The sequence below is a fragment of the Citrobacter sp. Cu231 genome (assembly GCF_030332265.1).
Lineage (GTDB): Bacteria > Pseudomonadota > Gammaproteobacteria > Enterobacterales > Enterobacteriaceae > Citrobacter > Citrobacter meridianamericanus.
This window is the reverse complement of record NZ_JAOWIE010000029.1, coordinates 76,424-87,517: the sequence shown is the minus strand read 5'-3', so window position 1 is coordinate 87,517 and position 11,094 is coordinate 76,424. Positions and strand designations below refer to the sequence as shown.

Here is an 11,094-nt window from a genome sequence, read left to right as displayed (position 1 = left end):
AAAGAGACATATCTCGTCGATGGCGCAATTCTACTCTGCAAAACGACGCGTGACGACGCGTCAGATCATAACCGTTACCGTCAATGACCTCGATCCTTTTGGTCAGGGTGTTGCTCGCCATAACGGAAAGGCGTTGTTCATACCGGAATTGCTACCTCAGGAAAGCGCCGAGGTGGTGATTACCGAAGATAAAAAACAGTTCGCCCGCGCGCAAGTAAAACGACGTTTGAACAACAGCCCTGAGCGTGAAGTGCCTCGTTGCCCGCATTTTGGCGTGTGCGGTGGCTGCCAGCAACAGCATGCCAGCATCTCGCTACAGCAGCGTAGTAAAAGCGCGGCGTTGTCGCGTTTAATGAAATGTGAAGTGTCGGATGTTATAGCTGATACGCCGTGGGGCTATCGTCGCCGTGCACGTTTGAGCCTGAGCTATCGGCCAAAAGAGCAAAAATTGCAGATGGGTTTTCGCAAATCCGGCTCTAACGACATTATCGATGTCAAACAATGCCCTGTTTTGGTGCCCCAGCTTGAGGCGCTATTGCCCCACATCAGGGCGTGCCTGGAAAGTCTACAAGGGTTACGCCATCTTGGGCATGTCGAACTGGTGCAGGCAGGGAGCGGAACCCTGATGATTTTGCGCCACACGGCGCCATTAAGTGCTGTGGATAAAGAAAAACTGGAATGCTTTTCGCATTCTCAGGGGCTGTCTTTGTTTCTGGCCCCACAAAGCGAGATACTGGAATCAATATCAGAAGAATCGCCCTGGTATGATTCAAATGGACTACGGTTAACCTTCAGCCCGCGTGATTTTATTCAGGTCAATGAAGGGGTAAACCAGCAAATGGTGGCCCGAGCGTTGGAATGGCTCGATATTCAACCGGGAGAGCGTGTGCTCGATCTGTTCTGCGGAATGGGCAATTTTACTCTGCCGCTGGCGACCCGAGCTGCAAGCGTGGTCGGCGTGGAAGGGGTACCGGCGCTGGTGGAAAAAGGCCGGGAAAATGCGCTGAATAACGGATTACACAATGTGACATTCTTTCATGAAAACCTTGAGGAAGATGTTACCCGGCAGCCTTGGGCTAAAAACGGATTCGACAAAGTTTTGCTCGATCCTGCGCGTGCGGGTGCTGCTGGTGTGATGCAACATATTATAAAATTAGAACCTATACGCGTTGTTTATGTATCCTGTAACCCGGCAACGCTGGCTCGTGACAGCGATGCTTTGCTCAATGCGGGATATGCCATCCGGCGGCTGGCGATGCTCGATATGTTCCCGCACACAGGACACCTGGAATCAATGGTCCTGTTTGAGCGTTTGTAATGAACTTAATACCCATTGGATTTCGGGTTGTAATGTTGTGTGAAAAACAATGGGTTCGGCTTGTCGACTTCGACAGGCCATGCCCCTTAAGGAGAGGACGATGGTTGCGGTAAGAAGTGCACATTTAAATAAAGCTGGTGAGTTTGATCCAAAGAAATGGATCGCGAGTCTGGGGATCTCCAGCCAGCAGTCGTGTGAACGCTTAGCCGAAACCTGGGCGTACTGCCTGCAGCAAACACAGGGGCATCCGGATGCAGAGCTGCTGCTGTGGCGTGGCGTGGAGATGGTAGAAATCCTCTCTATGTTGAGCATGGATATCGACACGTTGCGCGCAGCAATGCTTTTCCCTCTGGCTGATGCCAACGTCGTCAGTGAAGACATCCTGCGCGAGAGCGTGGGCAAATCCATTGTTCATCTTATCCACGGTGTGCGTGACATGGCGGCGATACGCCAGCTTAAAGCCACGCATACCGATTCAGTCTCTTCCGAGCAGGTCGATAACGTCCGCCGCATGCTGCTGGCTATGGTGGATGATTTCCGCTGTGTGGTCATCAAGCTGGCGGAGCGGATTGCACATCTGCGTGAAGTGAAAGACGCACCGGAAGATGAACGCGTTCTGGCAGCAAAAGAGTGCACCAATATCTATGCCCCGCTGGCTAACCGGTTGGGTATTGGGCAGTTAAAATGGGAGCTGGAAGATTACTGCTTCCGTTATCTGCACCCGGCTGAATACAAACGTATTGCCAAGCTGCTGCATGAACGTCGTATCGATCGCGAACACTACATTGATGAATTCGTCGGTCATTTGCGCTCAGAGATGAAAACGGAAGGCGTCAAAGCCGAAGTTTACGGACGTCCGAAGCACATCTACAGCATCTGGCGCAAAATGCAGAAAAAACAGTTAGCCTTTGATGAACTGTTCGATGTGCGCGCGGTGCGTATCGTGGCGGAGCGTTTACAGGATTGCTACGCCGCGCTCGGAATAGTACATACTCACTATCGCCATCTGCCGGATGAGTTCGATGACTACGTCGCGAACCCGAAACCCAACGGCTACCAGTCAATCCATACGGTTGTGCTGGGGCCGGGCGGGAAAACCATTGAAATTCAGATCCGCACCAAACAGATGCACGAAGATGCCGAACTGGGCGTTGCTGCGCACTGGAAATACAAAGAGGGCACAGCCTCAGGCGCGGCACGCTCCGGTCATGAAGATCGTATCGCATGGCTGCGTAAACTGATCGCCTGGCAAGAAGAGATGGCTGATTCCGGCGAAATGCTGGATGAAGTCCGTAGCCAGGTCTTTGATGACCGGGTTTACGTCTTTACGCCGAAAGGCGACGTTGTAGATCTGCCTGCAGGCTCCACGCCGCTCGATTTTGCTTATCACATCCACAGCGATGTGGGCCATCGTTGCATTGGCGCGAAAATTGGCGGGCGCATCGTACCGTTTACTTACCAACTGCAGATGGGCGATCAAATTGAAATTATCACCCAGAAACAGCCAAACCCAAGCCGTGACTGGCTGAATCCTAACCTCGGCTACGTGACCACCAGTCGTGGGCGTTCGAAGATCCACGCCTGGTTCCGTAAACAGGATCGCGATAAAAATATCCTGGCGGGTCGCCAGATCCTCGACGATGAGCTGGCACATTTAGGTATTAGCCTGAAAGAAGCGGAAAAGCACCTGCTGCCGCGCTACAGCTTCAATGAACTGGATGAGCTTCTGGCGGCGATTGGTGGAGGCGACATCCGCCTTAACCAGATGGTGAACTTCCTGCAGGCGCAGTTTAATAAGCCAAGCGCTGCAGAGCAGGATGCCGCCGCGCTGAAACAGCTTCAGCAGAAAACGCAAGCGCCGCAGAGCCGCCGTAAAGACGATGGTCGCGTGGTGGTTGAAGGGGTGGGTAATCTGATGCACCACATCGCTCGCTGTTGCCAGCCGATTCCAGGTGATGAAATTGTCGGGTTTATCACTCAAGGACGTGGTATTTCGGTCCACCGGGCGGATTGCGAACAGCTGAATGAACTGCGCTCGCATGCGCCGGAACGTATTGTTGACGCGGTTTGGGGCGAAAGCTACTCGGCAGGATATTCGCTGGTGGTTCGCGTCCAGGCTAACGATCGCAGCGGCTTGTTGCGTGATATCACCACTATTCTTGCCAACGAGAAGGTGAACGTGCTGGGCGTTGCCAGCCGGAGTGATACCAAACAACAGCTTGCCACCATCGATATGACCATCGAAATCTACAACCTGCAGGTGCTCGGACGCGTGCTCGGCAAGCTTAACCAGGTGCCGGATGTGATCGACGCACGCCGTCTGCACGGTAATTAATACGAACGTAGGCCGGATGGCGGCATAAATGCCTTATCCGGCCTACAGTTACTCAAATCTCCAGGATTGTCACATGAACCAAATCGATCGGCTGCTCGGTATAATGCAGCGCCTGCGTGATCCGGAAAACGGCTGTCCGTGGGACAAAGAGCAGACATTCGCCACTATTGCCCCTTACACTCTCGAAGAAACCTATGAAGTGCTGGACGCGATTGCGCGTGAAGACTTCGATGACCTGCGTGGAGAACTGGGTGACCTGCTGTTTCAGGTGGTATTTTATGCCCAGATGGCGCAGGAAGAAGGGCGCTTCAACTTTGATGATATCTGTGCAGCGATAAGCGATAAGCTTGAACGTCGCCACCCGCATGTTTTTGCTGATGTTTCTGCCAGTAACAGCACCGAGGTGCTAACCCGTTGGGAGCAAATCAAAACCGAAGAGCGCGCTGAGAAGGCACAGCATTCCGCACTCGACGATATTCCCCGTAGTTTACCGGCGTTAATGCGTGCACAAAAAATCCAGAAACGCTGCTCAAATGTTGGCTTCGACTGGAAAACATTAGGACCGGTTGTCGACAAGGTTTACGAAGAGATCGATGAAGTCATGTTTGAGGCGAGGCAGGCTGTTGTCGACCAGGCTAAACTGGAGGAGGAAATGGGCGATCTGCTGTTTGCCACGGTCAATATGGCGCGCCATTTAGGCACTAAAGCAGAGACCGCATTGCAAAAAGCGAACGAGAAATTTGAGCGACGTTTTCGTGAGGTTGAACGAATTGTGGCGGCTCGAGGTCTGGAAATGACTGGTGTTGATCTGGAAACTATGGAAGAAGTCTGGCAACAGGTAAAACGGCAGGAAATTGATCTCTAAGGGATTTCGTCGGTCAAGGGCGATTTGTGTGATTTTTTAAATAACAAGCGCTTGATTTACGTCAAAAACATTTACCCCAAAGGGGCTATTTTCTCACTCCCGATGTTAATGTGAGCCTGGTGAAGAGGAGGAATAATGAAAGTTTGTGGCGCTCGTCATGTTCGGGTATACTACTTTCCCGTCTTGGTAATTCCATCGTTTCACCCTAACTTCTCAGGTCCAGCATGACAACGAACTATATTTTTGTGACCGGCGGGGTCGTATCCTCTCTGGGAAAAGGCATTGCCGCAGCCTCCCTGGCAGCCATTCTTGAAGCCCGTGGCCTCAATGTGACCATGATGAAACTGGATCCGTACATCAACGTTGATCCAGGTACTATGAGCCCAATCCAACACGGGGAAGTGTTCGTTACCGAAGACGGCGCTGAAACCGACCTGGACCTGGGTCACTACGAGCGTTTCATTCGTACTAAAATGAGTCGCCGCAACAACTTCACCACGGGTCGTATTTACTCCGACGTTCTGCGTAAAGAACGCCGTGGCGACTACCTGGGCGCTACCGTTCAGGTTATCCCGCACATCACGAATGCCATTAAAGAACGCGTTCTGGAAGGCGGTGAAGGTCATGATGTTGTTCTGGTTGAAATCGGCGGAACCGTTGGGGATATCGAATCTCTGCCGTTCCTTGAAGCGATTCGCCAGATGGCCGTAGAAATTGGCCGCGAGCACACGCTGTTTATGCATCTGACGCTGGTTCCGTACATGGCGGCGGCAGGTGAAGTCAAAACTAAACCGACTCAGCACTCGGTAAAAGAGTTGCTTTCTATCGGTATTCAGCCAGATATCCTGATTTGTCGCTCCGATCGCGCAGTTCCGGCTAATGAACGTGCAAAAATTGCATTATTCTGTAACGTTCCGGAAAAAGCGGTGATTTCTCTGAAAGATGTCGATTCCATCTATAAAATTCCGGGCCTGTTGAAATCCCAGGGCCTTGACGATTATATTTGTAAACGATTCAGCTTGAACTGTCCGGAAGCTAATCTGTCAGAATGGGAACAGGTTATCTACGAAGAAGCGAATCCGGCAGGCGAAGTGACTATCGGTATGGTCGGCAAGTACATTGAACTGCCGGATGCCTATAAGTCAGTTATCGAGGCACTGAAGCACGGTGGTCTGAAGAATCGTGTCACCGTCAACATCAAGCTGATCGATTCGCAAGATGTCGAAACGCGCGGCGTTGAGATCCTGAAAGGTCTTGATGCAATCCTGATCCCAGGCGGCTTCGGCTACCGTGGTGTTGAAGGTAAAATCGCGACAGCGCGCTTTGCGCGTGAGAACAATATTCCTTATCTGGGCATTTGCCTGGGTATGCAGGTTGCGTTGATTGAGTTTGCACGTAACGTAGTGGGTATGGACAACGCCAACTCCACGGAATTTGTGCCAGACTGTAAGTATCCGGTGGTAGCTCTGATTACCGAATGGCGCGATGAAGACGGTAACGTCGAAGTCCGTACCGAGAAGAGCGATCTGGGCGGCACAATGCGCCTTGGCGCGCAGCAGTGTCAGTTGAGCGACGATAGCCTGGTTCGTCAACTGTACGGCGCGCCGACAATTGTTGAACGCCATCGCCACCGCTACGAAGTCAACAATATGCTGTTGAAACAGATTGAAGCTGCGGGTCTGCGTATTGCAGGCCGTTCCGGTGATGATCAGTTGGTCGAGATCATTGAGGTACCGAATCATCCGTGGTTCGTGGCCTGTCAGTTCCACCCGGAATTTACTTCCACGCCACGTGATGGACACCCGCTGTTTGCCGGCTTTGTGAAAGCCGCCAGTGAACATCAGAAGCGTCAGGCGAAGTAAGAAGTAAATAAGTTAGAACGGCAATGCACCCTTCAGGGTGCATTGTTTGTCTGGAGTTTTAGTTTAACTTGTACTGAGGAAAATCTAATGTCCAAAATCGTTAAAATCATCGGTCGTGAAATCATCGACTCCCGTGGTAACCCGACTGTTGAAGCCGAAGTACACCTGGAAGGTGGTTTCGTTGGTATGGCAGCAGCTCCGTCAGGTGCTTCTACTGGTTCCCGCGAAGCACTGGAACTGCGCGATGGCGACAAATCCCGTTTCATGGGTAAAGGCGTACTGAAAGCTGTTGCAGCTGTGAATGGCCCGATTGCTCAGGCTCTGCTGGGTAAAGATGCTAAAGATCAGGCTGGCATCGACAAGATCATGATCGATCTGGACGGTACTGAAAACAAATCCAACTTCGGTGCAAACGCCATCCTGGCTGTTTCTCTGGCTGCTGCTAAAGCTGCTGCCGCCGCTAAAGGCCTGCCGCTGTATGCTCACATCGCTGAACTGAACGGCACTCCGGGCAAATACTCCATGCCGGTTCCGATGATGAACATCATCAACGGTGGTGAGCACGCTGACAACAACGTCGACATCCAGGAATTCATGATTCAGCCTGTTGGCGCTAAAACCCTGAAAGAAGCTGTACGTATGGGTTCTGAAGTGTTCCACAACCTGGCTAAAGTTCTGAAAGCCAAAGGTATGAACACTGCAGTGGGTGACGAAGGCGGCTATGCGCCGAACCTGGGTTCCAACGCTGAAGCTCTGTCCGTAATCGCTGAAGCGGTTAAAGCAGCTGGCTACGAGCTGGGCAAAGACATCACTCTGGCGATGGACTGTGCAGCGTCTGAATTCTACAAAGACGGTAAATACGTTCTGGCTGGCGAAGGCAACAAAGCATTCACCTCTGAAGAATTCACTCACTTCCTGGAAGAACTGACCAAACAGTACCCGATCGTGTCCATCGAAGATGGTCTGGACGAGTCTGACTGGGATGGTTTCGCATACCAGACTAAAGTACTGGGCGACAAAATCCAGCTGGTTGGTGACGACCTGTTCGTAACCAACACCAAGATCCTGAAAGAAGGCATCGAAAAAGGCATCGTTAACTCCATCCTGATCAAATTCAACCAGATCGGTTCTCTGACCGAAACTCTGGCTGCGATCAAAATGGCGAAAGACGCTGGCTACACCGCTGTCATCTCTCACCGTTCTGGCGAAACTGAAGACGCTACCATCGCTGACCTGGCTGTTGGTACCGCTGCAGGCCAGATCAAAACCGGTTCTATGAGCCGTTCTGACCGCGTTGCTAAGTACAACCAGCTGATTCGTATCGAAGAAGCTCTGGGTGAACAAGCACCGTACAACGGTCGTAAAGAGATCAAAGGTCAGGCTTAATCCTGTTCTTTAGCTCTTAACGTAAAAACCCGCTGCGGCGGGTTTTTTTATGTCTTTAAAGCAGTAGCGGTAAGGTCGCGCTGGCGGTTTGCTGGCTCACATCACTGTACTTTTCATCCAGCGCAATCAGCGATGTGGTGAGCAGTTCTACCAACAGCATTACTCCCACTTTGGCGTTTAGCGCGCCAGCACTCAATGGACCTTCTGGTTTGGCTGCGACCAGTTGAATATCGCTCAGCGAGGCCAGCGGACTGCGTGGCGTATTACTCAGTGCCAGCACGCGCACGCCTTGCTTACGCGCCAGTTTTACGACATGCAGCAGATCGCGGGTGGAGCCAGAACTGGATATCGCTACCACGAGCGTGTTTTTGCTAAGCGTAGTGGCATTCATGGCTGCGCGGTGCATGTCGCTGAACAGTTGCGCGGGTTTGCCCAGACGCAGGAGCTTGTAATGTAAATACTCCCCCAGAATGGCGCTGGCAGCCACGCCATAAATCTGTACCGACTGAGCCTGATGTAGCGCCAGAGCGGCAGCTTCCAGTAATGTCCTGTCGAGTAATTTTGCTGTGTCCTGCAGCGCTTGTACGGATTCATTGACTACATTGTCAATTTCATCACCGCTGTGCTCTACCGGCTGTTCTTGCTGGAGATCGAGCGCGAGCGCCATCTTAAATTCGTTGTAACCCTTACACCCCAGCGTACGGCACAGGCGCGTAACGCTTGCCTCGCTGGTATCGCTTTCGCGCGCCAGTTCGGTAATCGTCAGGTAGACAACTTTTGCCGGATCGCTGAGCACGAACTCACCCAGCTTTTGCTGTGTTCGGCTATATCCATCAACGCTCTGGCGCAATCTTAGCAGCAGGTTTTCATTTTCTGACATGCAAAATCCTTAATGCGTTTCTCTGCTGATAGTGTGGCGGAAAGCAGGGGAGAGATGCCAGTCATTTTAAAAAAGTATGATCGGCTTCCTGGTTTTTGATGGTAATTTTCATTTTTAAAAATAAATATGGTAAAAATTTTCATCATTAATCGGGAGAGATGAAAAAATGATGCAAATGTTTAGCGGCGCCTCATCAGGGGCATGGTTTGAAAAAGCGCAACGGTTTGGCAAATCGTTCATGCTGCCGATTGCGGTATTGCCCGCTGCCGGATTGTTGTTAGGGATTGGTGGTGCGCTGTCGAATCCAAATACATTAACGGCTTATCCGTTTTTGGATGTCGACTGGTTGCAGGCAATCTTCACAATCATGACCAGTGCCGGTTCCATTGTGTTTGCCAATCTGTCGGTGCTCTTTGCGGTGGGTGTCGCGGTGGGGCTGGCGAAGACAGATAAAGGCACTGCCGGGCTCGCGGCGTTGCTGGCATTTCTGGTGATGAATGCCACCATCAACGCCTTATTGACGCTTAACGGAACGCTGGCACACGAGAATCCAGGTGCCGTAGGCCAGGGGATGACGTTGGGTATTCAGACGCTGGAAACGGGCGTATTTGGTGGGGTGGTGATTGGGCTTGTCACCTGCGCGCTGCATAGCCGTTTCAATAAAGTCTCGCTGCCTCAGTTTCTTGGTTTCTTCAGCGGCTCACGCTTTGTACCGATTATTAGCTCCCTTGCTGCGATAGTCGTGGGCGCCATCATGACGGTGGTCTGGCCGCATTTCCAGAAACTCATTTTTGGACTGGGTGGTCTGGTGGATGCGACCGGTTATCTGGGCACATTACTTTACGGCTTCATCTTGCGTATGCTTGGCCCACTGGGGTTACACCATATCTTTTATTTGCCGTTCTGGACTACAGCGCTTGGCGGGAGTGAAATCGTCAACGGCCAGTTGGTTGAAGGTACGCAGCGAATTTTCTTTGCCCAACTTGCCGATCCGAATACGCAGCAGTTCTATGCGGGTACCTCGCGCTTTATGTCCGGGCGCTTTATCACAATGATGTTCGGCCTGCTTGGCGCATGTCTTGCGATGTACCATACTGCAAAACCAGAGAATAGAAAGCTTGTCGCTGGACTATTGCTGTCAGCGGCGCTGACCTCTTTCCTGACAGGGATCACTGAGCCTATCGAGTTCTCCTTCCTGTTTGTCGCCCCCGTGTTATACGTCATTCACGCCTTTTTCGATGGTCTGGCGTTTATGATGGCGCATATTTTACATATCACCATCGGGCAAACCTTTTCGGGTGGACTTATCGATTTCCTACTTTTTGGCGTACTACAGGGGGAAGCTAAAACCAACTGGATGTACGTCCCCTTGGTGGGGATCCCGTGGTTCTTCCTTTACTACTTCACCTTCCGCTATTTGATTAACCGCTTTAACTGGCTGACGCCTGGCCGTGAAAACGTAACCCCGATTGAATCCGGTCTGACGCAAACTGAACGCGCAGCGGCAGTCATCGCCGGGCTGGGAGGCAAAGAGAATCTGGAAGAGGTGGACTGTTGCGCCACGCGCTTACGTGTGACGGTGAAAGAGAGCAGCAAGGTCGATGAAGCTGCGCTGAAAGCGACCGGAGCGCGTGGTGTAATTATTCGCGGCAACGGTGTTCAGGTGATTTATGGCCCGCATGTCACCATCATTAAAAACGAAGTCGAAGAGATCTTATCGTAATGAAAACTGTACTGGATTCCCTGAAAGGTAAATTAATCGTCTCCTGCCAGGCGCTAGAAAATGAGCCCCTGCACAGTCCGTTTATTATGTCGCGTATGGCGCTGGCGGCAGCGCAGGGCGGCGCGGTAGGTATTCGTGCGAACAGCGTGGTGGATATTCGCGCGATCAAAGAGAGCGTCTCCCTGCCGGTGATTGGGATTATCAAGCGCGATTATCCGGGCAGTGATGTGTTTATCACGGCCACGCTCCAGGAAGTGGACGAGCTGATGACCGTTGAGCCGGAGATTATTGCTCTGGATGCGACAGCGCGCCTGCGCCCTGGTGGACAAACGCTGGAAGAATTAGTTATGCAAATCCGCGCTCGCTACCCGTCTGTGCTGCTGATGGCGGATATCGCCACAGTAGACGAGGCTGCGACAGCCGAACGTTTGGGTTTTGACTGCGTCGGCACCACGCTCTATGGCTATACCGCAGACACTGCCGGACATGTGCTGGCGGAAAACGACTGCGGTTTTTTGCGTGAGGTATTGGCGGCGGTCAGCGTGCCTGTTGTGGCAGAAGGAAACGTCGATACTCCGGAACGTGCCGCACGATGCCTGGCATTAGGCGCCCATACCGTAGTGGTTGGGGGGGCTATCACGCGTCCGCAGCAGATAACGGCGCGCTTTGTCGCGGCGATCGCCTCGTAAAGCATCGATGGGGCATGATACTTTGGCGGGGATCTG

The 11,094-nt window shown here is 52.2% G+C and carries 8 protein-coding genes; 7 read left to right on the top strand and 1 reads right to left on the bottom strand.

Annotation, left to right across the window (positions count from 1 at the left end; translation table 11 throughout):
- The first annotated feature begins 19 nt into the window (after positions 1-19).
- The 5 genes from rlmD (at position 20) to eno (ending at position 7,766) form a co-directional block, all read left to right on the top strand.
- Positions 20-1,318, top strand: a complete 1,299-nt coding sequence (rlmD, locus tag OGY15_RS03475; RefSeq protein WP_278238608.1) for a 23S rRNA (uracil(1939)-C(5))-methyltransferase RlmD — start codon at positions 20-22, stop codon at positions 1,316-1,318.
- A gap of 100 nt (positions 1,319-1,418) precedes the next feature.
- A complete protein-coding gene (gene relA, locus OGY15_RS03470) occupies positions 1,419-3,653 on the top strand; it encodes a GTP diphosphokinase (protein WP_151218250.1) in 2,235 nt (744 codons plus the stop codon).
- A gap of 73 nt (positions 3,654-3,726) precedes the next feature.
- Positions 3,727-4,518, top strand: a complete 792-nt coding sequence (gene mazG / locus OGY15_RS03465) for a nucleoside triphosphate pyrophosphohydrolase (protein ID WP_151218249.1) — start codon at positions 3,727-3,729, stop codon at positions 4,516-4,518.
- A gap of 224 nt (positions 4,519-4,742) precedes the next feature.
- Positions 4,743-6,380 carry a glutamine hydrolyzing CTP synthase gene (pyrG, locus tag OGY15_RS03460; RefSeq protein WP_003034127.1) on the top strand — a complete coding sequence of 546 codons (1,638 nt, stop codon included), beginning with the start codon at positions 4,743-4,745 and terminating at the stop codon, positions 6,378-6,380.
- Between the two features lie 87 nt (positions 6,381-6,467).
- Positions 6,468-7,766 carry a phosphopyruvate hydratase gene (eno, locus tag OGY15_RS03455; RefSeq protein WP_151218248.1) on the top strand — a complete coding sequence of 433 codons (1,299 nt, stop codon included), beginning with the start codon at positions 6,468-6,470 and terminating at the stop codon, positions 7,764-7,766.
- 55 nt (positions 7,767-7,821) lie between these two features.
- Here the strand turns inward: eno and OGY15_RS03450 are convergent, their stop codons facing one another.
- On the bottom strand, positions 7,822-8,646 hold the full coding sequence (locus tag OGY15_RS03450; RefSeq protein ID WP_151218247.1) for a MurR/RpiR family transcriptional regulator: 825 nt from the start codon (positions 8,644-8,646) through the stop codon (positions 7,822-7,824).
- 166 nt (positions 8,647-8,812) lie between these two features.
- On the opposite strand from OGY15_RS03450, the gene OGY15_RS03445 reads away from it, so the two are divergent.
- Both OGY15_RS03445 and OGY15_RS03440 read left to right on the top strand, forming a co-directional pair.
- On the top strand, positions 8,813-10,369 hold the full coding sequence (locus tag OGY15_RS03445; RefSeq protein WP_286538290.1) for a maltose/glucose-specific PTS transporter subunit IIC: 1,557 nt from the start codon (positions 8,813-8,815) through the stop codon (positions 10,367-10,369).
- Positions 10,369-11,058: an N-acetylmannosamine-6-phosphate 2-epimerase gene (locus OGY15_RS03440; RefSeq protein WP_151224267.1), complete on the top strand. Its 690-nt coding sequence runs from the start codon at positions 10,369-10,371 to the stop codon at positions 11,056-11,058. The genes OGY15_RS03445 and OGY15_RS03440 overlap by 1 nt, the downstream gene beginning before the upstream one ends.
- Positions 11,059-11,094 lie beyond the last annotated feature (36 nt).

Bases quoted from the DNA above. Each gene is read 5' to 3' on its own strand.
- rlmD (WP_278238608.1), top strand. From the start codon at position 20: ATGGCGCAATTCTACTCTGCAAAACGACGCGTGACGACGCGTCAGATC.
- relA (WP_151218250.1), top strand. From the start codon at position 1,419: ATGGTTGCGGTAAGAAGTGCACATTTAAATAAAGCTGGTGAGTTTGAT.
- mazG (WP_151218249.1), top strand. From the start codon at position 3,727: ATGAACCAAATCGATCGGCTGCTCGGTATAATGCAGCGCCTGCGTGAT.
- pyrG (WP_003034127.1), top strand. From the start codon at position 4,743: ATGACAACGAACTATATTTTTGTGACCGGCGGGGTCGTATCCTCTCTG.
- eno (WP_151218248.1), top strand. From the start codon at position 6,468: ATGTCCAAAATCGTTAAAATCATCGGTCGTGAAATCATCGACTCCCGT.
- OGY15_RS03450 (WP_151218247.1), bottom strand. From the start codon at position 8,646: ATGTCAGAAAATGAAAACCTGCTGCTAAGATTGCGCCAGAGCGTTGAT.
- OGY15_RS03445 (WP_286538290.1), top strand. From the start codon at position 8,813: ATGATGCAAATGTTTAGCGGCGCCTCATCAGGGGCATGGTTTGAAAAA.
- OGY15_RS03440 (WP_151224267.1), top strand. From the start codon at position 10,369: ATGAAAACTGTACTGGATTCCCTGAAAGGTAAATTAATCGTCTCCTGC.